The organism is Rheinheimera sp., from assembly GCF_965283995.1.
Taxonomy (GTDB): Bacteria; Pseudomonadota; Gammaproteobacteria; order Enterobacterales; family Alteromonadaceae; genus Pararheinheimera.
Window position 1 is genome coordinate 4,537,612 of sequence record NZ_CBDIQG010000001.1, and the last position, 22,611, is coordinate 4,560,222.

A 22,611-nucleotide genomic window follows, 5' to 3' on the forward strand; every position below is an offset into this window, starting at 1 on the left:
ATTTGCTAGAATCCCCGCCTAATTTTTTTCCATGATGCAGGAACCATGGCCAAGAACGTTGTAGTGCTCGGCACCCAATGGGGTGACGAAGGAAAAGGTAAGATTGTCGATTTATTAACCGACAAGGCGAGTTTCGTTGTGCGTTACCAGGGCGGCCATAATGCTGGTCATACTCTGGTGATTGACGGGGAAAAAACCGTACTGCACCTGATCCCATCAGGCATTTTACGTGACAACGTGAAATGTGTGATTGGCAACGGCGTGGTGTTATCTCCGGAAGCGTTGCTCAAAGAGATGACCATGCTGGAACAGCGCGGTGTACCGGTGCGTGAGCGCTTGGTGCTGTCCGAAGCCTGTCCGCTAATCCTGCCATTCCATGTCGCTTTAGACGTTGCCCGTGAACAGGCGCGTGGCGACAAGAAAATCGGCACCACAGGCCGTGGTATCGGCCCTGCATATGAAGATAAAGTGGCTCGTCGTAGTCTGCGCGTCGGTGATCTGTTCAATAAAGAACTGTTTGCTGAGAAATTAAAAGCGCTGATGGAACTGCATAACTTCACGCTGACGCAATATTATAAAGTCGATGCGGTGGATTATCAGACCACTCTGGATAATGCATTGGCCTTAGCCGATATGCTGAAGTCGATGGTTGTTGACGTGACTGATTTGCTGGATAAAGCCCGTAAAGCAGGCAAAGAAATCATGTTCGAAGGCGCGCAGGGGACTCTGCTCGATATCGATCATGGGACATACCCTTACGTGACATCATCGAATACCACCGCTGGCGGTGTTGCAACAGGTGCCGGTTTCGGTCCTTGTTATCTGGATTACGTACTCGGTATCGTCAAAGCCTACACCACACGCGTCGGGTCAGGTCCATTCCCGACAGAACTGGGCTGTGAGATCGGCGAGTACCTTGGCGTGAAAGGCCATGAGTTTGGCGCAACCACGGGCCGTAAACGCCGTTGCGGCTGGTTTGATGCGGTTGCTGTGCGCCGTGCGGTGCAACTGAACAGTATTTCAGGCTTCTGTCTGACAAAGCTGGACGTGCTGGATGGTCTGACTGAAGTGAAGATTTGTGTTGGTTATCGCCAACCGGATGGTTCAGTCTCCACCGTGCCGCCGATGGCTGCTGAGGGCTATGAGTTAGTGACGCCAGTGTATGAGACAATGCCTGGCTGGAGTGAATCGACTTTTGGCGTGCAGTCGCTGGACGGTTTACCACAGGCTGCCCGTAACTATATCAAGCGTCTGGAAGAAGTGACTGAAGTTCCAATCGACATCGTGTCGACTGGCCCGGATCGGGTTCAGACGATAGTCCTACGCCACCCTTACGAGGCGTAATCAGAAAAAACGCTGCTCCGGCAGCGTTTTTTTATGTTCAGCATATACGGTAAACCAATAACACCGGCACGCGGTACCCAGTGTTTTTCAGCGAGGTAGCGAAGCGTTGCTGATGACGATGCAATTCAGGCACAAATTTTGTATTCTTTTAACTGAGTTGCTGTGCGGGTGCATAGCGCCATTTTTGTGATCGGGTGGCTGCATTGAAAAAGTTTGTTTGGTCTTGCTACGCAATGGTTTTGGCCGGAGTGATGTTTGTCAAACCTGCCTTGGCGCAGGAAGCGCTTTCTGAGCTGGGTGTTGTCCAGCTATATACCCAAGACGAGCTCCTTGAAATGATTCGCGCCAATACTCATCTAAAACGCGTGCAGGCTGATGAATGTCAGTTGGTCAAAGATATTGAAGCGCGTGCAGACATCATGAAACTGCCGGCCTATCAGTTTTTGTTCGGTGACATGCTGGCCTTCGGCATTTGTGTACCAAAAAACGCTGAACGTGGCTGGGATTTGATGTTGGCATCGGCTTTACAAGGCTTGCCAGAAGGGCTGGAGCAGGTTGGTCGTTATTACCAGCAAGGTAAATTAGTGCAAAAGGACCTGGCAAAAGCGCAGCTGTATTTATATCAGGCTGGTGCTATGGGCAATCTGAATGCTCAGGTGCGCCTTGCGGAGTTGTTTCTGGCTAACCAGGGCAGCCCGACAGATTACGAGACAGTGTATCGCTGGTTGCATCATGCCATAACAGCTGACAAGGATATGCATGCACGCATCGATAGAGCGCTCAAAGGGCTTGCTGTTCGGATGCCTGAGAGCGTGGTTGCCAGAGCGAAAAAGCCACTTTGATTGTCATACTGCGTGACCCTATTTCGTCTGATAATTTGTGTTTACGCCTCGGTTTTGTGACAGTTTGCTGAAGATTTCTGCAGTTTCAGTGAAAATTCTGCGCCAGACTGTTAAACTTGCCGCAGTTATTCAACGAAAGAGTCTCCATGACGATCAAAGATCCGCATCTTGCGCGTGAGCAAGAAAAATATGAAAACCCTATCCCGAGTCGGGAATTTATCCTCGAACACATCAAACAGCGGCAACAACCTGCCTACTTCGACGAATTAGCGGCAGAACTTAACCTGAGCGACGAAGAAGCATTATTCGCACTGAAAAAACGTCTTCGCGCGATGGAGCGAGATGGCCAGCTGTTGTTCACCAAAACCAAACGCTATGGCCTGGTCGACGACCTGGATCTGGTTAAAGGTACCGTGCTGGGCCATCGTGAAGGCTTTGGCTTTCTGAAACGAGAGCTGGGCGGACCTGATTGGTATATTCCGAATTTTGAAATGCAACGTTTGCTACCGGGCGACGTTGTACTGGCCAGTGCCGGTGAGATTAAAGGCAAAGATAAAGTCGAAGCACGGATTGTCCGGGTGCTCGAGCCGCGTAAAGAGCCGATTGTTGGCCGTTATTTTAAAGATTTTGCCTTAGCGGTTGTGGTGCCTGAAGATCCGCGTATTGCCCAGGATATCGTGATCCCGGCCGGTGACGAAAACGGCGCACGCCATGGTCAGATTGTGTTGGCCGAAGTGACCAGCCGGCCGTCAAAACGTATCAATGCGGTCGGTAAAGTCGTGGAAGTGCTGGGTGAACATATGGCGCCTGGAATGGAAATCGAAGTAGCGATCCGTAATCACAACATTCCCCATACTTTTTCACCGGCGGTCGAACAGCAGGTCAGTCAGTTTGGCGCAGAAGTACCGGCAGCGGCTAAAGCCGGCCGTGTTGATTTAACCGATATTGGTCTTATCACCATCGACGGCGAAGATGCGCGTGATTTCGACGATGCAGTGTATTGTGAACGCAAAGAAGACGGTGGCTGGCATCTGTGGGTCGCGATCGCGGACGTCACGGCTTATGTGCAGCCAGATACCGCGCTTGATCGTGAAGCATTAGATCGCGGCAACTCAGTCTATTTCCCGGACCACGTGGTACCGATGTTGCCTGAAGCCTTATCTAACGGCTTATGTTCACTGAATCCGCATGTTGACCGCCTGTGTTTTGTTGCTGATATGCATATCAGTGCGCAGGGCAAACTCGGCAGTTACCGGTTTTACGAAGCGGTGATGCATTCCAAAGCCCGCCTGACATACAACAAAGTGCATGCGATTTTACAGGGGGACCCCGAGCTGCGCCAGCAGTACGCGGAGAATCTGACTAATATCGACAACCTGAATTCGCTGTATAAACAAATGGCCAAAGTTCGCGCCGGTCGTGGTGCGATTGAGTTTGAAACGGTAGAAACGCGGTTTATTTTCAACAGTCACCGCAAGATTGAGCAGATTGTGCCAATCCACCGTAACGAAGCGCATAAAATCATTGAAGAATGTATGATTTTGGCCAACGTTGCAGCGGCAAAACTGGTAGAGAAAAACGAAGCACCGGCACTGTACCGCGTACATGAACAGCCCGATTCGGATCGGTTTGCTAATTTCAAACGTTTCTTGTTGGAGCTTGGCATCACTGCTGATTTGCCAACAGAACCGACACCGCTGGAACTGACCCAGTTGCTGGCAAAAATTGGCGACAGGCCGGACAAAGAACTGATTGAAACGACATTGCTGCGTTCGCTGAAACAGGCGGTTTATCAGCCGGATAATCAGGGCCACTTCGGTCTGGCGCTGGAAGCTTATGCGCATTTCACCTCGCCAATTCGTCGTTACCCGGATTTACTGCTGCACCGTGCTATTAAAGCCGTGTTGCATAAACAAGGTGAAGCTGTGAACGGCGCCCGTGGTTATAGCCATGAGCAGATGGTGCCGCTGGGTGAACAATGCTCGATGACCGAACGCCGCGCCGATGATGCGACCCGTGAAGTCTCTGACTGGCTGAAATGCGAGTATATGCAGGACCACCTCGGTGCCACTTTCCAGGGCGTGGTGGCAACTGTGACCAGCTTTGGTTTGTTTGTACGCCTGGTTGATTTGTATATTGAAGGCTTGGTGCATGTGACGTCACTGCCGAACGATTATTATCATTTTGACATTGAACGCCAGGTGTTGATGGGCGAACACAGTAAGCAAAGTTATCGCATGGGTGATTTGCTGGAAGTAAAAGTGCTGGCGGTCAATCTCGAAGCGCGCAAAATCGATTTGGGTGTCGTGACCACAGTGCAAAGTGCCAGAGGGGGCGGAAAAAAAGCGCCGGCCACTGATAGTAAAGCAAGTAAAGGTCATTCCACGAAAAAAGGCCGCGCTGTTGCAGATCCAACCCAGCGTCCCGGCAAGACTAAAGCTGGCCGCAGTGGCAGTAAACCAGGCGCCAAATCGGGAGCTAAAACAGCTGATGGTGGCGCAAAAAAAGCACCACGGCGACGTAAGTAAGCCGGGACAAATGGCGGCGGGCTGAAAAAACACATAGTTTTTGCTACACTGCCGTCCATTCACCTGACCATCTTTGGTTATCGACCACAACAGGCGCCTAAGCGCCTGTTGCATTTTGAGATCTCTTATGAGCACAGATTTTATTTTTGGCCTGCATTCGGTCAGCGCTTTTATGGAACGTCACCCAGAGGATGTGCTGGAGCTGTTTGTGTTAAAGGACCGCGAAGATCAGCGAATGACACCGCTAATCCAGCAAGCACGTAAATCCGGTATTTCAGTGCAGTTCTGTCAGCGTAAAACGCTGGATGAAAAAGTCGACGGCGCGCAGCATCAGGGCGTTGTTGCCAAAGCCCGTTTGTCTGACGCCGGCGACGAACATGACTTGAAACGGATCCTCGACACTCAGTCGCAGCCGTTTCTGTTGATTCTGGATGGTATTACCGACCCGCATAACCTCGGCGCCATTTTACGCAGTGCAGATGCAGCGGGTGTGAATGCTGTGATCGCACCCAAAGACCGGGCCGCGAAGCTCACCGCGGTGGTGCGCAAAGTCGCCTGTGGTGCAGCGGAAGCGGTGCCATTTATCGCCGTGACTAACCTGGCCCGCACTATCCGGGAATTAAAAGATGCTGGTGTTTGGGTGCTGGGTGCTGCCGGTGAAACTGAGACCACTATTTATCAGGCCAGTCTCAGCGGTCCGTTGGCGCTGGCGATGGGGGCTGAAGGAGATGGTCTGCGGCGCCTGACAAAAGAACTCTGTGATGGCCTGGTCAAAATCCCGATGTTTGGCGCGGTATCGAGCCTAAACGTGTCGGTTGCCACCGGGATTTGTTTGTATGAAGCAGTACGGCAGCGCACGACCGGCTAAATCTGGAAAACAGCCGGCTGTTTTGCGCCAACACTGATTAACTGCTTGTATTTCGGTCGATCGATCCGTAGAATACGCGACCTTCGACCCACATCCATGTTCCTTGCCTCTATGCGAGTCTGGTCGAGCTCACCCGAGGCTAATTAACCGTAAGGAGCTACCATGCGTCATTACGAAATCGTGTTTATGGTTCACCCTGATCAGAGTGAACAAGTCCCAGGTATGATCGAACGTTACACTGGTGCTATCAAAGAAGCTGGCGGTTCTATCCACCGTCTGGAAGACTGGGGCCGCCGTCAACTGGCTTACCCAATCGAAAAACTGCACAAAGCCCACTATGTTCTGTTGAACGTAGAAGCGCCACAAGCAGTGATCGATGAACTGGAAACTAACTTCCGCTACAACGATGCTGTACTGCGTAACCTGATCATGCGCACAAACGGTGCTGTCACTGAGCCATCACCAATGGCAAAAGTACGTGAAGAACGTCGTGACCGTGCTCCGCGTGACTCTGAAGAGCAGGTAGCAAACGACGAGTAATCTGATGGACAACTGTCTGGTCATTACTGGCGTCATATGCCGTCAGCCCGACCGGAACGAGAGTCCTGCCGGTATCCCGCATCTGTACTTAGTGCTTGAGCACAAGTCGATGCAACTGGAAGCCGGATACAACAGAGCAAGTTACCTGCGCATTCATGTGGTGGTAACAGGCGAGTTGAGCAGACAAAGTCACAATTTGATGCAGGGTAGTGTGGTCAGGGTGCAAGGCTTTTTAAACCGGCATCAGACCCGGAGCGGTCAGGCAAAGCTTGTGCTCCATGCCCAACAGATTGAAATTTTAAGTTAGGAGAAAGTTCATGGCCCGTTATTTCCGTCGCCGTAAATTCTGCCGTTTCTCTGCCGAAGGCGTGCAAGAGATCGACTACAAAGATACCGCTACTTTAAAAAATTATGTCACTGAAAGTGGCAAAATTGTTCCTAGCCGTATCACTGGTACCAGCGCTAAGTATCAGCGCCAATTAGCTCGTGCAATCAAACGCGCCCGCTACCTGGCTCTGCTGCCATACAGCGATTCACACGCATAAGCCTGGTTCAACGATACAGAGAGGATTAAACAATGGATATCATTCTGTTGGATAAAGTTGCTAACCTGGGTGGTTTAGGCGACAAAGTGGTTGTTAAATCTGGTTATGCCCGTAACTTCTTATTCCCACAGGGAAAAGCAGTTCCAGCGACCAAAGCTAACATCGAAAAATTTGAAGCACGCCGTGCTGAGTTAGAAGCCAAACTGGTTGCTAACCTGGTTGCTGCGCAAGAACGTGCTGCTAAAGTTGCTGAGCTGGGCGAAGTTACTATCGCTGCTAAAGCCGGTGATGAAGGCAAACTGTTCGGTTCTATCGGTACTCGTGACATCGCTGATGCGATCACTGAAGCCGGTGTAGCTGTGACTAAAGCCGAAGTTAAACTGCCAAACGGTACTCTGCGTGACGTTGGTTCTTTTGACATCGACCTGCAGCTGCATGCTGAAGTTACTGCAACCGTTAAACTGGTTGTTGTTGCTGAGGCGTAAGCCTTTAACTGACACGGTAACGCTGTTATCGTGTCAGTATCTCCCCTTCTGTAATTCCCCTTTTGATTTCTTCACCAGATGTATCACCTTGTCTGTTTTCGCAACAGACGTCTGATGACCTATAAATTTTCCGCTGCTCTGTTCGATGAAAAATGCTAGGCTAGGCTTCGTATTTTCAGCGTCTGCTTGCTGCCACAGCATCGTGGAAGCCAACGCCTGATCTCTCCGGTTTTCTGCTCAGTTCAAGCTATTGGGTGTTATGGCAAACATAAAAGATAAACAAGTCGCTGCGGTAAAAATGCCGCCGCATTCTATTGAAGCCGAGCAATCAGTGCTCGGCGGCCTGATGCTGGATAATGATGCTTGGGACAAAGTGTCCGAAAAGGTCGTAGAGCAGGATTTTTACCTGCGTTCCCACAAGCATATCTTCAAAGCAATGACTGCAATTGCTGAGCTGAACCAGCCGATAGATCTCATTACTGTTTCAGAATGGCTGGAACGTAATCAACAGCTCGACGATATCGGTGGTTTTGCCTATATCGGTGAAATCGCGAAAAACACACCAAGTGCGGCAAATATCCTGGCTTACGCTGATATTGTGCGTGAACGAGCCGTGGTGCGCGATATGATTTCTGTTGCGCATGACATTGCTGACGCCGGCTATGACCCACAAGGCCGTAGTAGTGCTGAATTATTAGACTTCGCTGAAACGAAAGTTTTTAAGATTGCCGAGCAACGCGCTGACGCCAATGAAGGCCCTGAGCCCATCAACAGCATTCTGGCCAAGACTATCGACAAGATCGATGCACTGTTTCGTAACCCCAGCGCGGGCGGTTTGACCGGGGTATCGACCGGTTATATGGACCTCGACAAAATGACCAACGGTATGCAGCCGTCGGATTTGATTATTGTTGCCGCGCGTCCTTCGATGGGTAAAACTACCTTTGCGATGAACCTCTGCGAACATGCAGCGATAAGCAGTGATAAGCCAGTGCTTATCTTCAGCTTAGAGATGCCGTCTGAACAAATCATGATGCGGATGCTGGCCTCGCTTGGCCGTATAGATCAAACGAAAGTCCGAACCGGTCAGCTCGACGATGAGGACTGGGCCCGCTTATCTTCAGCGATTGAACTGCTCAATAGCAAAGGCAAAATGTATATCGACGATGCCTCTGGCCTGACGCCGACGGAAGTGCGGTCGCGGGCGCGTCGGGTTGCGCGGGAGCATGGCGGACTCTCGATGATCATGGTTGACTATCTGCAGTTGATGACGGTGCCGGGGTTATCAGACAATCGTACGCTGGAGATCGCTGAGATCTCACGCTCTTTAAAAGCACTGGCGAAAGAACTAAAAGTGCCTGTGGTTGCGCTGTCACAGTTAAACCGCTCGTTGGAACAACGGGCTGACAAAAGACCGGTTAACTCGGATCTCCGTGAGTCCGGTTCCATTGAACAAGATGCGGACCTCATCATGTTTATTTATCGTGATGAGGTTTATCACGATGATAGCCCTGACAAAGGCACCGCAGAAGTCATTATCGGTAAACAGCGGAATGGTCCTATTGGCCGGGTCCGCCTGACATTCCATGGCAGATACTCCCGGTTTGACAACTATGCCGGCACGGCCCGCTTTGAGGATGAGTACTGATGAGCCGCAGACCTCTTGCGCAAATCAATACCAGCGCCTTATTACACAACGTAGAACGGATTCGGGATATGGCACCGCATAGCAAGATCCTTGCTGTGCTCAAAGCAAATGCCTATGGCCATGGCTTGCTGGCGGTTGCCGCGCAGCTGAAAGATGTTCATGCCTTTGGTGTTGCGCGGATTGATGAAGCGTTGACATTGCGCGCCGGTGGCATTGTGAAGCCAATAGTGCTACTGGAAGGCTTTTTTCACGCAGATGAGTTGTCTCAGATAGTCGCATCAAATCTGCAAGTCGTAGTGCATCATCCGGCACAGGTTGAAGCTTTACTCAAGGCTGAGCTGGAATCTCCGATCCATGTCTGGTTGAAGATCGACAGTGGTATGCACCGGCTTGGCATTGAGCCCGTCGATTTTAATCAGATTTATCAGAAACTCAGTCAGTGTAAAAATATTTTGCAACCGATGCGACTGATGACTCATTTTGCCTGTGCTGACGAGAAAGATAATCCGGCGACCTCCCGTCAACTGGCGCTGTTCCGGCAAACTATTGGCGATGCCGCCGGCGAACTCAGTATCGCCAACTCTGCTGGCGTGGTGGCCTGGCCGCAGAGTCATGGTGATTGGATCCGACCAGGCCTGGCATTATACGGCGTGTCACCAATGGAGGCTGGCCGGTCGGCTACCCATGGCTTAAAGCCAGTAATGACGTTCAGTAGTTCTGTGATTGCGGTTCGGCAGGTGCGCAAGGGCGATGCAGTTGGCTATGGAGGCAGCTGGGTTGCAGCTAAAGATACACGTTTGGCAGTAGTTGCTATCGGCTATGGTGATGGTTATCCGCGTAATGCACCTTGCGGCACGCCGGTATTAATCAATGGTAAACGCTACCCAATTGTCGGTCGGGTTTCGATGGATATGACCACTGTGGATATCGGTGATGCTGATATTGCGCATGGAGCTCAAGTGATTTTATGGGGCGAGGAACTGCCAGTTGAAGAAATAGCTGAGTTGGTCCAGACAATTCCCTATGAGCTGTTGTGCAATATTACCAGCAGAGTGCAATTCAGATATATAGGCGATTAAGTCGTTGTTTCAGCTACAAAAAAGCCGGTGCAATAACCGGCTTTTTAGTTTCATAAATCAGCAGCTTTAGAATTAACCGCCGCCTTGATTATCAAAACTGACTTCGATGTGAACTTTGCCAAATTCTGAGTCAAATGGCATCAGGATTTTCGGACCGTCACATTTATGGGTGATAGTGTGGCCTTTGCCAGATACAACAACAGGTGTTGCCATACTGAATTCATAGCCTTTTTCGCCCAAAATTCGTTTTGCCCCACCAGTGACCATATTGGTGATTTCACCCACCATATCTGTCACCTCTTCATTGATGGTTTTTGGCTTCTCACCCAACATCCGGTTCATAATTTCCAATGCCAGTGATTCTTCAAAACTCACCGAAAAAGATCCTTTAGTCTGGGGGCCGATCATGCCGATTAAGCCTGATACATCACCACGGGCGACTTCATCTTTTTTGATACGGGGCTGACCGGGCACAATTGTTGTATTGGCCATAGTGCTCAGCACATTCACTAACGACGATAAGAATGGATTTACATACTCGACATTCATTGAAAAGACCCGCTGCTTTGGTTCGTCACCTGGCTTTTTACCCTGACGTTAAGGTTAGGCAGATTTTATAGAATAAACAAGACTAGCTCTTTGTTTTTGAGATAGTTTCGTAGTGAATTCCATTAAAAATCTGTCGAAATAAATCCGTTTGCTCTGCCGAGTCAGTTACCGTACACAAAAATCACTAGTTCTGACAGTTCTTGCACAAGCCCCGGGCTTCAATTGTTTGCTGCTGAATGCTAAATCCTTTTGCGTCAGCTAAGCTACTGAATTCTTTAAAAAGCACATTTGAATGCAACTCCTCTACGTGCCCGCATTGCTGGCAGATCAATAACTGAGCTGGGTGATGATGGTCAAAATGGTGGCACAGCATAAAAGCGTTGCTGGACTCAATTTTGTGAATAAAACCTTGCTCCGTTAAAAACTCCAGCGCCCGGTAAATCGTAGCAGGTTTGGCGGCTGGTTCTGTCTGCTTCAGTTGTTCCAGTAATTCGTAGGCGCCAACACCACTATGAGTGCCAGCGAGCAAACGAAATACCTTTTCCCGGATTGAAGTAAATCTGGCACCGTTTTGATCACAAATGCGTTGTGCTCGCAGCACTAAGCTCTCTACTGACATGTCTGTCTGTACCTGCTTCATTATTTTTTACGAGTGTAACACAGATTAAAATCGGATAAATCGGCATGCCTGTCACAAAACTAAGTGATTCAGGTTAAAATGACGGTCCTAGCTGGAGGTCATCTTGAATCATAAATTTTCTGTCGCGCCAATGTTGGATTGGACTGATAAACATTGTCGTTATTTCCATCGTAAATTAAGCCACCATGCTGTGCTCTATACCGAAATGGTCACGACCGGCGCTATTTTATTTGGTCAGGGTGATTATCTGTCGTTTAACGAAGAAGAACATCCGGTTGTTGTGCAACTTGGTGGATCCGATCCGGAGGCGATGGCGAAGTCCGCACTGTTATGTCAGCAGCGTGGCTATGATGCAATTAATATCAATGTGGGCTGTCCGTCCGATCGGGTACAGAATGGTATGTTTGGCGCGTGTCTGATGGCTCAGCCTGAAAAAGTCGCTGCGTGTGTCAGCGCGATGCGCGCCGTAGTTGATATTCCGGTGACAGTGAAAACCCGTATCGGTATTGATGATTCTGACGATATGCAGTTTTTGACAGATTTTGTTGGCATTGTCCGGGATGCCGGATGTTCACAATTTATCATTCATGCGCGTAAGGCATGGTTACAGGGCTTGAGTCCAAAAGAAAATCGCGAAGTGCCGCCACTGAACTACCCAAGAGTCTACCAGCTGAAACAACAGTTTCCGGATCTGGATATTTCGATTAATGGCGGAGTAAAGACTGTCGAAGAATGTCTGGCGCATCTGCAGTATCTGGACGGAGTAATGGTCGGGCGGGAGGCTTACACCAATCCATTGTTATTAGCACAGATCGATCATGCTCTCTATGATGACCCGCGACCAGTACCAACACCACATCAACTGGTACGTGAGATGCTTCCTTATATAGAACAACAGATGCAGCAAGGCGCACGTTTCTGGCATATTGCGCGGCATATGCTGGGAATATTTCAGGGCGTACCGGGAGCCAGGCTGTGGCGACGCCATTTGAGTGAAACAGGTCACTTGCCAACGAGTGGGCCTGAAGTGATGCTCGCTGCGTTAGCGAAAGTTCCCGAGTGATACTAAAAAGTGGTTAAATTAACCACTTTTTGTTTTTTGCCCTTTATGCCTCTGTTGCCGTTCAAATGGTTAACTAAAAAAATTGCATAAAAAACAACGAGATAAAATAGTTTTCTGAGTTGGCACAAGGTTTGTAATTGATTGGTTGTAGTCAGTTAAATTAACCAACGAGGAAACCATCATGAAATCAATTACTTCAATCGTTTTTGCCGCCACTGTCCTGTTTAGTCACAGCATTGCACATGCAGATCCGGTCAGTGAGCTGACAGCTATCGCCACAGCACAAATTGCTGAGCAAGCAGCTGAAATGAAAAACAATATTGCTGAGCAATTAAAACAATCTCTGGCTGAAAGTCTGGCAGAAGCGGTGACTGATGAAGCAGAGACAGTGCAAGTGGATATCGTTGCCGGTCTGGACAGTAACACTGTCGCTGCTGTGGAGTAAGGTTGTGATTCTGGCGCTGTCTCCGCAGCTGCTTGGGATGTTTTTGCTCCCTGTGTTTAGCATATTCATTACGGCAAAAATTTGGTTGTGGTTATTGCCGCCCGCTGATATCCCTCCCGTAACCCGGTCTTAGCAGTACCGGGTTTTTTTTGCCCTGCTATTGGTTATTAGTCAAATTAATCACTTTTTAGCATTTATAGCCTATTTTTAGCGCCCTCCCTTCCTATGTTATAAGCGATAGCTGCCTATTTGTTTATCTATCTGATTTTTAATGAAAAAATACTTGGCATGTCATTTGATTGTCTTTCCTTGAATTTCAACAATCAGGAGAACGCGATGAGAACTCGCCATGAAAATCGCTGGTATTGTAATAAAGCGGATCGCAAGATTGCAGGGGTTTGCAGTGGTCTAGCCCGGGCTTATGGCCACAATGCAACGTTGATCCGCTGTATCGCCGTGTTGGCATTTTTAGCTTTGCCAGGCGTCATGTTTGTCGCATACCTGGCAGCAGCATTAATTTTGCCAAGCCGTTATGTTGTCTGACAAATTGCTGGCTCCTGTGTAAGATGTTGCGATAACACTCGCAGGAGCTTTTGATGCGTCATCTCATAATGTTAATTCTAAGTTGTTGTACCCTGGACGTCCTGGCTGCTCAGACTGAGATCAGCAATGCAACAGTACGCCAGCCGCTGCCAGGTAAAACTCTGAGCGCCGGATATTTCTCAATCAGGAATTCCGGCACTGATCCCATTGCGTTGCTGGCAGTGACCAGCCCTCAGTTTGATTCGGTTGAGCTTCACGCTCACCAGATGATGGACGGGATGATGCAAATGGTCGAAGTCGAAAAAATTGCCGTGGCGCCGGGCCAAACTGTGCACCTGCAGCCGGGCGGTTTGCATTTGATGCTCTTTGGCCCGACCCAGCCGATCCAGCTTGGTCAGCAGGTGCCGCTACAATTACGTTGGTCGGATGGAACTGTGCAATCTGTCAGTGCAAACGTGACGCGGATCCCCAAACAGTAGGAACCAGATATGCATAAGCTGATGATTGCTCTGGCATTGTTTTTCACAACAGTGCTGATTGGATGGGGGATGACGCTCTATTACAGCGACGAGCCTGCCACATTTGATGTCGTCGCTGTAGCCCAAACTGCGGCCGCGGGTGAAAAAGCTGTGGTGGGCTTTACCACGACAAATACCTTAATTCACATTACTGAGACCCTGCTGTATAAGCCCGGCGGTTTTATCAGCAATGATATTTTGCCGCCGTTTGTTTTGATGGATGATATGCCAGCCTGGGAGCTGGGTGCGTTGGAAATGATCCGAGACATGGCTTTGGCCATGCGGGCGGACCTGAGCCGCTCGCAGTCGCAATCGGTTGAAAACAGTCTACTTAAACAGATCCAGCCGAAATTTAATATTGAACATCGTAGTTGGGCGATCCCGTCGCCGGAAGAGGAATATACTGCAGCAATTAAACTGCTGCGGCAGTATCGGCAGGGGTTGATGGCTGCTGGCAATCAAGAGCATCAGTTTTTTGCCAGAGCTGACAATTTAAGAGATTGGCTGAAACAAGCAGAAAAACGCTTAGGTAGTTATAGCCAACGCCTGAGTGCCAGCGTTGGCCAAGACCGCCTTAATACCGATTTAGCCGGCGATATTGCCGCTCGACAATCCACGTTAACACCAGACGAGATGATGATTAAAACGTCCTGGTGGCGGATCGATAATGAGTTTTATGAAGCCCGGGGAGCCAGCTGGGCGCTGTTGCATCTGCTAAAGGCGATTGAAGTAGATTTTGCTGACGTATTGCAACGGAAGAATGCGACTGTCAGCCTGCAACAAATCATTCGCGAGCTGGAATCTACCCAACAAACCATTTGGACGCCAATGGTGTTAAATGGCAGTGGGTTCGGTATGTTGGCTAACCACAGCCTGGTCATGGCAAACTATATTTCCAGAGCCAATGCGGCGCTGATTGATTTGACTGAATTATTAGCACAAGGATAAATAATGCGGGTTGTTACCGGGGGGGTTTTGGGCTTCATCATTACAGCGGGCAGCGCTCAGGCTGATATGCTCGGTGCCAGAATTGGTGTGGATTATTGGCAGGCGCAGCCTAAGGTTTCTGCCGGTGATCCGGGTAAGGCGGGTCAGTTAGTATTGGATGATGCTAATGAACTGGCCTGGTATGGCCGATTTGAACATCCGCTGCCGTTGCTTCCCAATATTGCTGTACGCTACCAACGTGCTGCAGTAAGTGCTGATGCGATGCTGACCAGCACAGTGGTGCTCGCACAAAAAACTTTCGCAGCCAGTACAATAACCTCACAGTACAACTCACTTAAATATACTGATTTGACAGGATATTACGAAGTTTTTGACAACCCTGTACTCCGACTGGATTTGGGCGTGACAGCGCGTCTATTACAGTCTGATGTTCGGTTGGCAACGCCTTCCACTGCGGCGGCACGTGATCTGTCAGTCGTATTACCTATGTTATTTGTCGATGCGGAGATCGGGCTGTGGCGCACCGATACTCATTGGTTTCTAACTGGCAATTACAGTCGGTATCAAAGCGATCTGAATTATGACTGGCGCAGTGGCATCGCCTGGCGGTTTATTGATATTGCGATGTTTCAGGCACATCTGCGCGCTGGTTGGCAGCATGGCCAAACCAATGTCAGCAATCGCGATCAGTTAGATTTTGTCGCTGCCAATGATGGTGGTTTTATTGGCATTGATGTCGATTTTTAATTTTGTTAAAAAAATGTACAGTAAATTCGTAAAACTAGCATCGCAGACGGTTGCTGCAATAAAACCAACGCCGCTATACTGACGTTTTTCTTGTGCCCAGCTCCTGCCGCGCTTTTGTGGGTGCCCGGTGGTGATTCGGAACCGAATGATGCTCAAGCCTAAATTGCTTATTGCTCTGGCCATAGCCTTGCTGACGGCTGCTTTATCAGTCTGTTGGTTACAGTACCAGCAGCAGGCGAAAAATCAGCAAGTGCAATTGAGCCGGGTGGCAGAACACCTCAGTCATCATTTGATTGCAGAACCGCTTTATGCGGCAGAATTGATGACCTTTGCCAGAACAAATTCTCCTATTGAGCTACTGAGTCTGGAGTTGCTTGATACCAACGGGAAACAACTGGTTTTAGTCGGCGAGAGCGTAAAGAGCTCTTCACTCCTGGCTGGAAATCCTAAGCAACAAAGTCCAACCCTGTGGCATCAGTCACTGAGCGATGGCAGACTTTTAGTGATCCGCGCAGCGGACCCGGCTGTGTCATATGTCTGGGTCTATGGGTTACTCGCTGCTGCTTTGACAATCTGGTTGGTTAGCCGGTTAATGCAGCGTCGGCTGCAGCGGTTGTTCTATCAGATTTGGCAGAGTATTCCCGAGCCACATCGCAAGCAGGATCCGGCTGAAACTGAAGTCAATCGACTCAGCCTTGCTGTCAGACAACTGGCAACACAACATGACGTGGCAGCTCATCAGGCAACACTGAATTTGCAGATTATGCAGAGTCAGCAAAAATTGCATGTGGAACAACAGGCTGAGATCCGCCAACAATTAACGCAATCTGAGCGGAAAACCTTACAACTAAGCCGTGATTTGCAGTGTTGGCAGAGTCTGGCCGGTCAGGCCGCTCAGTTGCCGCAAGCTGAATTGGCTTTTTGGCTGGCGATGTTAAACCGCAAACAGCATCAAACGGCCGAGCCGAATCTGGCATTGCAGGGCATCCCACAGTGGTTTGCACAAACGATCCGCACAATCCTGCCAATGTGGCCTGCAGGAATTTTGTTGTTGCCGGACGAAGATCCGGATGCGAGTCGTTATCAGGCCGAGATGGATGGACAGCTCATGCAGCAACTGCTGCATTCATTGCTGTTGGCGGTGAAGCCACTGATCGATGGCAAAGAACTGTTAATTAGCTACCGCTTTTACTTTGGCGCGCGCGATAAACTGCAATTAAAAATTCAATACACTGGCAAGAGTCTGAGTGCCCGTAATCGTCAGGTGTTAGCGCAGGGCGGTCTGGCTGAGCCGCAATGGGAAGATATTCCATTTGAAGTCTGCCGTGGCCTGATGCAGCAACTGTCTGCTGAGTTACAGATTCAGGAGCTTGCTGATTTGGGGACTCGTTTGGAGCTGAGTATCCGGGTCAGCGGACAACAGCCGCTGTTAAACCAGCGTTTCCAGAATTTGGTCATTTATGACCCAAGACCATGTCGGTTAGAGCTGTGGCGCCATAGTCTGCTTGGTGTCAGTGAGCAGGTTGTTGCAACCAATAGTTTAACGGAGCTGCAAGCTGCGTTAAAAAGTCGTTTGATTGATACCGTCGTGGTGCATTGGAACTATGAAGAGATGTCTGATAACGAATTGGCGGAGCTGCAACAAATCAGTAGCCGTTATCAGCTCATCTTGTTTGCACCCGAAGGTTTACAGCAACGTTTTGGTACGCAGCCGTCCGGAACGCAGTTTATCTCGCCGCTGCTGTTAGCGGATCTGCAGGACCTGCCACAACCAGGCAGCCAGTTTTCCAGCCAGCAACTGCTCATCGTCGATGACAATCCAACCAATCTGAGTTTTGTCCGCGCGATGTTATCAGGGCAGGGCATCAGCATTGATTTTGCCACCACCGGTCATGAAGCGTTAAAAATGGCCAGTCATAGCCGTTACCAATTGATCCTGATGGATATTCAGTTACCGGATCTTAGCGGCATTGAAGTTACAAAACGGATCCGGCAATTACGCCACCACCAGCAGACAGTCATATTGGCATTTACCGGGCATGCATTACCGGAAGAGGCAGTCAGTTTCCGCCTCGCCGGGATGGATGACGTCATGACTAAACCTTTAGACGCCCGCAAAATAGCCCATATTATGTCGCGGCTCAGGCCATTGGCTGAAACTCAATAACGCTGCCGAACAAAGTCTGTAACGCCTGTAGGAAAAGTGGCTGCACGGGGCTGTTTAACAGACTCATCAGTTCGGCGCCATTATTGGTAAATTTATAATACTGCAACACAATGCCGTTGGCTTTCAGCCGCCCCTGCAGTGGCATTTGCGGAAACATCCATTGCAATGCCTGTCCTTTATTCATTACGCCACTTTCAATTTCTGCCGGATGCAATAGGCCCAGATCGGTCAGACTGAGGATCTGAGGGTAAGTTAAACCGAATTGACTCAGATTTAACACACCGCGATGCCGGCCGCGGATCCATTGCCAAAATGAACCTTGTTGTAAATAGCTAAAATAAATGTGTGATGGCTCCTGCGCAGAAATGCGGCAGCTCAGGCTACTGGCCAGTTGCAACGCCTGAGCGTCCTTGTGGTGCATTTGACGTAATATATTCAGCGTTTTGTAAGAGAAACTGCCAGGCATACTAATTTCGGCGGCGAGGATGCGGGCCCAGAGTTTTTGCATCGACAACGCCGAAATGTTCTGTACCAGTTCACAAAAATGATAAAACCAATCTGGGTCTAACTCCTGGCTGACCGCTTGATCGGTACAATATTCTTGTGCCAGCACCATGACTTTTTCCAGATTGTACTGTTGGCGCTCGACTGTCATTTGGCGACGTCGTTCGGCGCGGGTACTTAAGGTGTCTTCGGGGACATCGAGGTCCGCGCCAACACCGGCACGTGAGGAAAGCTGTTGATGTACGGCACTGGCCTGGCGGACTTGCTGAATTGAGATGGTATTGTCCTGGTGATCCTGGCGGGGGCGGGATGCCAGTTCCTGACCGAGCTGGCGTTTTGCCAGTTGTCGTAAGCGTTGTTGGCCAGACATGGGTTGAATTTTGCTCATCAGAGACTATTCCTGCTGCGACTGCTGAAATGATTGTATCGGCCCGCAATGACCCGTCGCCAGAGATCCGGCTAAAAACATTTGAATTTATACGGTCATCGGCATTTTAGCTGCAGCCGCAACCATTGGCTGACGCAAAATTGATTGCAATTTTTACTTAAGGGTATAGTGTAATAAGGCACAAAATCAGTCGTTGATGTTGACTCACAGGTAGTATGAACGGATACGTTCAGGCACAACATCATGGAAGACCACGCAGTGTTGCCCGGTGAGACTCTAAGGATAAGGTCGTTGAATGGTGTCAAAAGTAACAGATGATGATTTTCTGTTCCTCGCAGAAGACGATAGCGTGTACACACCCGCGCCGCAGGTGACGGGTGAATGGCATTTACTGATCGTTGACGATGATGAAGAGATCCATACTGTCACCAGACTGGCGTTAAGTGACTTATTAGTACAGGGTCGTAAGCTGGTATTTCACCATGCCTATTCAGGCCGCGCCGCGATAGAATTCCTAAAGAAAAACCCACATATTGCGGTCATTTTACTTGACGTGGTGATGGAATCTGATGATGCCGGTTTGCTTGTTGTCCAGCAGATCCGCGAACAACTGGGTATGGACGAAGTCCGCATTGTATTAAGGACCGGCCAGCCTGGTTACGCCCCGGAAGAAAGTGTCATTAAAGAATATGACATCAACGATTACAAAACCAAAACAGAATTGACCCGCAGCAAGCTGGTCACATCCATTATCTCTTCCATTCGCTCTTACCAGCAGATCCGCACTATTAATCAGAATCGACTGGGACTGCAGAAAATTATCAATGCCGGCGCCAATTTGTTGGAACAGCATTCGCTACACGAGTTTTCCGAAGGCGTCGTGACGCAAATTTCGTCGCTGATCGGCTTGCATGCCGAAGGTGTGTTGTGCGCGCAGATTGAAGACGACGGCTCAGCCAGTGAAAATGCTGGGTGCGGCAGGGCATTATGCTCCCTATATCAAGTGCAAACTGGAACGTCTTGGTAACGAGCGCATTATCCAGCAAATCCTGCATTGTCTTGCCGAGAAACGGCATATTTTTACTGCATTTGATACCGTCTTGTATCTCGGCAATGCCGAACACTGTGCGGCGGTCTATATCGAAACTAACCGGCCCATTGAAGATTTTGATCGCCAGCTGATTGAGGTTTTTTTAAGCAATATTTCCATCGGTTATGAGAACGTCACGCTGTTTCAGCAATTAAAGCATGCGGCCTATATCGATCCGCTGACAAAAACGCCGAACCGAAACGAATACACGCAGTTATTGCAGGAGACCCGCCGCCTGGCACCGGAGAATACCGTTGCAGTGCTGATCGATATCGATCATTTTTCTGACGTCAATGATGGCTTAGGTCAGGAAGTTGGTAACGAATTATTAGTGTCCGTGACCCGTCGTCTGGTCGTCACTTTTGGTGACGTGGCGCAAATTGCCAGGATTGGTGCTGACGTGTTTGGTCTGATCGGACCGGAAGCTGATTTGACGCCACAGCGGCTCAATGCGGTGTTTGCCGAGCCATTCCAGGCGTCGGAGCATAGTCTGCAAATTAACGCGACCTTCGGTTTTTGCCGCCTGACTGATAGCGTGCGACAAGGACTGGGTATACTCAAACAGGTCTACATCGCCTTAAACCGGGCGAAAAAGAGCTTGGCGCAGAATTATGAGTATTACCATGCAGAGCTTGAAGATCAGATGGCTGAACGCTTGGCTCTGTTGCGCCGACTGCGACAGGACTTTAGTCAGGACAAGCTGGCACTTTGGTATCAGCCGCAGATTTCACTCAGTGATAATAAAGTCATTGGCATGGAAGCGTTGTTACGCTGGCCGGATGGGCAGGGTGGCTATATATCGCCGGCTGTTTTTATCCCATTGGCTGAGTATTCGGGGTTGATTGTTGAGATTGGCGATTGGGTGATCCGTCAGGCTTGCCGGCAAATTCGGTATCTGGCAGAACAAGGCCTGGAACCTTTGCGGATCGCTGTCAATGTATCGATGCCACAATTCAGAAGTCCGCATTTTGTAAAATCCGTCATCGAAGCAGTTCAGGCATCGCAAATTGATCCGCAGTTGCTTGAGCTGGAAATTACCGAATCTGTGGTGATGGATGAACCGAAAATAGTGATAGAAGCGCTGAATCAGCTTAAAACCTATGGTATCAAGGTCGCAATTGATGATTTTGGTATTGGTTTTTCCAGCCTGAGTTATCTGCAGCAGTTGCCACTGGATCGGATCAAAGTAGATCGCGCCTTTGTGCGCGATTTTGCCAAGCCAAACGGCTCTGTGATTGCAGAGACTATTGTCAGCCTCGGTAAGCGCTTAGGTCTGTCGACAATCGCTGAAGGGATTGAAACTCCGGAGCAGGCTGCTGCAGTAAAAGCGATGGGCTGTGACGAAGTACAGGGCTTTATGTACGCGAAGCCGATGCCAACTCCTGATTTGTTGGCGTTTATCCGCAACTGGCAGCCCTGAACATTGTGTGTGCCCAATAAAAAATGCCGCATTCAGCGGCATTTTTTATTGGGCACAGCGGCGTCCGCCGCTGTATTTTTTCGGATCAAACGCGGAACAGGCGGGCAATATTTTCCAGGTTCTGCGCCAGATTTGCCAGTTCGCGGCTGGCCTTGGCAATATGACCCGCGCTTTGCGAAGTGTGTTCAGTGTGTTTCACAATGTCCACCACGTGACCCACAATAGTGCCTGCCATCACTTGCTGCTCTTCGGTCGCTGAGGCAATGTGCTGGTTCATCTCGCGAATGCGCCGGATACTGGTGGTGATGGCCTGCAGTGAATCACCTGCCTGATTGGCCGAAGTCACGCTCTGATCAGCCTGTACGGTACTTTGCTGCATCTTCTGTACTGCTGAACGCGCAGCAGACTGCAGTTGTTCAATAGTTTTCTGAATTTCCTCAGTAGACTTCTGCGTTCTTGACGCCAGCGTACGGACTTCATCTGCTACAACCGCAAAGCCACGGCCTTGTTCACCCGCACGTGCCGCTTCAATTGCTGCGTTTAGTGCCAGCAAGTTGGTTTGTTCTGCGATGCCTTTAATCACATCCAGCACAGCGCCGACCTGGTTCGCATCAGTTTCCAGTTTCAGAATTACTTCCGATGCTTCCTGCACGTTGGTCGCCAGCTGGCGGATATTGTTGACTGTGATGCCGACTGTTTGCTGACCGCGATCTGCCGCTGTATTGGAGTCATTGGCGGCGCTGGATGCTTCATTGGCGCTGCTTGCCTCGGCAATTACACTATTGCTCATATCATCGACGGCAATTTTGGCTTGATCAGCAGCCCTTCGCTGCACGGCGATAGTTCTGTTGGTGTCGTCTGTCAGCTGATTTAAGTCTTTGGCCAATGAGGATAATGGCAGCGCAGTGTTGACGATTTCCTTGACGACGCCCTGCAGTTTCTCCATGAATGAGTTAAACCAGTAGGCAAGGTCACCTAACTCATCTTTAGATTTGGTTTCGATGCGAACGGTCAAATCACCGTCTTCTTTGGCGAGGTCGCGTAATGAGCGGATGATATGCCCAAGGCTGCTGTCGATGCCGCGTACCACTGGCAATGCGGTGCCAAATAAGGCCAGCACGGTGATCACCATCATGATCACACCGACGGTGATCATCTGTGAAGCCTGGCCATTGGCATCATCAATCGAATTTTTGAACTCGTTCAGCTGCACATCGCGAAAAGATGTCAGTTTTTTCACGGTGTTCTCGTAATCCGCATTCATTTTTTGCGAGCGTTCACCAATCGATGCCATGTCTGCTGTGTTGCTGACCATCTCTTGTGACACTTTAAACGCAACAGCGTAATACGCATCAAATGACTGCAGGATCTGACTGACTTCGCGGCTCACTTCAGATTCGAGCTGGCCGACCGTCGTTAATTGTTTTTTCATTTGCTCGGCGAGTTTATTGGCGCCATTCAGGGCTTCTTCGTCACCCGTCGTCACGGCGCTGGCGAGCGATTCCTTCAGCCGTTCCAATGACACCAGAGCGCTTTCAGAAGCTTGCAACACCGGGAATTGAATATCCCTGGTGTTTTCCAACGTTTTTACGTTGCTCAGTGCGGTTTTAGTCGAAAGCCCCAAAAACACCACGAACATCAGGGTGCCTATGAGGGGAATTAAATAGATTTTTTTCGCAATCGAAAGGCGTTGCAAAAATTCCATAGATG

General features: G+C 49.6%; 21 protein-coding genes and 1 pseudogene. 18 read left to right on the forward strand and 4 right to left on the reverse strand.

The genetic code is table 11. The features are described 5' to 3' along the window. Positions 1–45 precede the first annotated feature (45 nt). From ACQ66Q_RS19935 to alr, 10 genes are all read left to right on the forward strand, one after another. The gene (locus tag ACQ66Q_RS19935) at positions 46–1,344 is read left to right on the forward strand and encodes an adenylosuccinate synthase (RefSeq protein WP_430458384.1); all 1,299 of its coding nucleotides are present in this window, start codon (positions 46–48) and stop codon (positions 1,342–1,344) included. Positions 1,345–1,595: 251 nt separating this feature from the next. Beyond that, the gene (locus ACQ66Q_RS19940; protein ID WP_430458385.1) at positions 1,596–2,186 is read left to right on the forward strand and encodes a tetratricopeptide repeat protein; all 591 of its coding nucleotides are present in this window, start codon (positions 1,596–1,598) and stop codon (positions 2,184–2,186) included. 146 nt (positions 2,187–2,332) lie between these two features. Beyond that, the gene (rnr, locus tag ACQ66Q_RS19945) at positions 2,333–4,714 is read left to right on the forward strand and encodes a ribonuclease R (RefSeq protein WP_430458386.1); all 2,382 of its coding nucleotides are present in this window, start codon (positions 2,333–2,335) and stop codon (positions 4,712–4,714) included. A 127-nt stretch (positions 4,715–4,841) separates the two neighbouring features. Beyond that, positions 4,842–5,582, forward strand: coding sequence for a 23S rRNA (guanosine(2251)-2'-O)-methyltransferase RlmB (gene rlmB / locus ACQ66Q_RS19950; RefSeq protein WP_430458387.1), 741 nt, complete (start codon positions 4,842–4,844; stop codon positions 5,580–5,582). A 162-nt stretch (positions 5,583–5,744) separates the two neighbouring features. Next, entirely contained in the window at positions 5,745–6,122 is a 378-nt protein-coding gene (gene rpsF / locus ACQ66Q_RS19955; protein WP_208933356.1) for a 30S ribosomal protein S6, read from the forward strand. Positions 6,123–6,126: 4 nt separating this feature from the next. After that, the gene (gene priB, locus ACQ66Q_RS19960) at positions 6,127–6,429 is read left to right on the forward strand and encodes a primosomal replication protein N (RefSeq protein ID WP_208933357.1); all 303 of its coding nucleotides are present in this window, start codon (positions 6,127–6,129) and stop codon (positions 6,427–6,429) included. A gap of 10 nt (positions 6,430–6,439) precedes the next feature. Continuing rightward, positions 6,440–6,667 (forward strand): 30S ribosomal protein S18, encoded by a 228-nt coding sequence (rpsR, locus tag ACQ66Q_RS19965; protein ID WP_031568572.1) that lies wholly within the window; start codon positions 6,440–6,442, stop codon positions 6,665–6,667. 32 nt (positions 6,668–6,699) lie between these two features. After that, positions 6,700–7,152 (forward strand): 50S ribosomal protein L9, encoded by a 453-nt coding sequence (gene rplI, locus ACQ66Q_RS19970; RefSeq protein WP_208933358.1) that lies wholly within the window; start codon positions 6,700–6,702, stop codon positions 7,150–7,152. 259 nt (positions 7,153–7,411) lie between these two features. Continuing rightward, positions 7,412–8,800, forward strand: coding sequence for a replicative DNA helicase (gene dnaB, locus ACQ66Q_RS19975; protein WP_208933359.1), 1,389 nt, complete (start codon positions 7,412–7,414; stop codon positions 8,798–8,800). Next, complete coding sequence (gene alr / locus ACQ66Q_RS19980) at positions 8,800–9,879, forward strand: alanine racemase (protein ID WP_430458388.1); 1,080 nt, start codon at positions 8,800–8,802, stop codon at positions 9,877–9,879. Before dnaB ends, alr begins: the two co-directional genes overlap by 1 nt. 72 nt (positions 9,880–9,951) lie before the next feature. Here the strand turns inward: alr and ACQ66Q_RS19985 are convergent, their stop codons facing one another. Together ACQ66Q_RS19985 and ACQ66Q_RS19990 are read right to left on the reverse strand one after the other, a co-directional pair. Beyond that, positions 9,952–10,428, reverse strand: a complete 477-nt coding sequence (locus tag ACQ66Q_RS19985) for a chemotaxis protein CheX (protein ID WP_031568563.1) — start codon at positions 10,426–10,428, stop codon at positions 9,952–9,954. Positions 10,429–10,612: 184 nt separating this feature from the next. Then, positions 10,613–11,047 carry a transcriptional repressor gene (locus tag ACQ66Q_RS19990; RefSeq protein ID WP_430458389.1) on the reverse strand — a complete coding sequence of 145 codons (435 nt, stop codon included), beginning with the start codon at positions 11,045–11,047 and terminating at the stop codon, positions 10,613–10,615. A gap of 124 nt (positions 11,048–11,171) precedes the next feature. Between ACQ66Q_RS19990 and dusA the strand changes: the two genes are divergently transcribed. The 7 genes from dusA (at position 11,172) to ACQ66Q_RS20025 (ending at position 17,499) form a co-directional block, all read left to right on the forward strand. Beyond that, a complete protein-coding gene (gene dusA, locus ACQ66Q_RS19995; protein WP_430458390.1) occupies positions 11,172–12,131 on the forward strand; it encodes a tRNA dihydrouridine(20/20a) synthase DusA in 960 nt (319 codons plus the stop codon). A 181-nt stretch (positions 12,132–12,312) separates the two neighbouring features. Beyond that, entirely contained in the window at positions 12,313–12,576 is a 264-nt protein-coding gene (locus ACQ66Q_RS20000; protein WP_430458391.1) for a hypothetical protein, read from the forward strand. Positions 12,577–12,825: 249 nt separating this feature from the next. Then, positions 12,826–13,119, forward strand: coding sequence for a PspC domain-containing protein (locus ACQ66Q_RS20005; protein ID WP_430458392.1), 294 nt, complete (start codon positions 12,826–12,828; stop codon positions 13,117–13,119). Positions 13,120–13,172: 53 nt separating this feature from the next. Continuing rightward, positions 13,173–13,598, forward strand: a complete 426-nt coding sequence (locus ACQ66Q_RS20010) for a copper chaperone PCu(A)C (protein WP_430458393.1) — start codon at positions 13,173–13,175, stop codon at positions 13,596–13,598. Between the two features lie 9 nt (positions 13,599–13,607). Continuing rightward, positions 13,608–14,585, forward strand: a complete 978-nt coding sequence (locus ACQ66Q_RS20015) for a DUF2333 family protein (RefSeq protein WP_430458394.1) — start codon at positions 13,608–13,610, stop codon at positions 14,583–14,585. A 3-nt stretch (positions 14,586–14,588) separates the two neighbouring features. Continuing rightward, positions 14,589–15,332, forward strand: a complete 744-nt coding sequence (locus ACQ66Q_RS20020) for a TIGR04219 family outer membrane beta-barrel protein (RefSeq protein WP_430458395.1) — start codon at positions 14,589–14,591, stop codon at positions 15,330–15,332. A gap of 145 nt (positions 15,333–15,477) precedes the next feature. Further along, on the forward strand, positions 15,478–17,499 hold the full coding sequence (locus ACQ66Q_RS20025; RefSeq protein WP_430458396.1) for a response regulator: 2,022 nt from the start codon (positions 15,478–15,480) through the stop codon (positions 17,497–17,499). On the opposite strand, the gene ACQ66Q_RS20030 is transcribed toward ACQ66Q_RS20025, so the two are convergent. Next, a complete protein-coding gene (locus tag ACQ66Q_RS20030; protein WP_430458397.1) occupies positions 17,474–18,391 on the reverse strand; it encodes a TIGR03899 family protein in 918 nt (305 codons plus the stop codon). The genes ACQ66Q_RS20025 and ACQ66Q_RS20030 overlap by 26 nt on opposite strands. 443 nt (positions 18,392–18,834) lie before the next feature. Between ACQ66Q_RS20030 and ACQ66Q_RS20035 the strand changes: the two are divergent. Continuing rightward, positions 18,835–20,898, forward strand: a pseudogene (locus ACQ66Q_RS20035) (DUF3369 domain-containing protein); the annotation flags it as partial. 88 nt (positions 20,899–20,986) lie between these two features. Here ACQ66Q_RS20035 and ACQ66Q_RS20040 read toward each other — a convergent pair. Then, positions 20,987–22,540, reverse strand: a complete 1,554-nt coding sequence (locus tag ACQ66Q_RS20040) for a methyl-accepting chemotaxis protein (RefSeq protein ID WP_430458398.1) — start codon at positions 22,538–22,540, stop codon at positions 20,987–20,989. Positions 22,541–22,611: the final 71 nt, after the last annotated feature.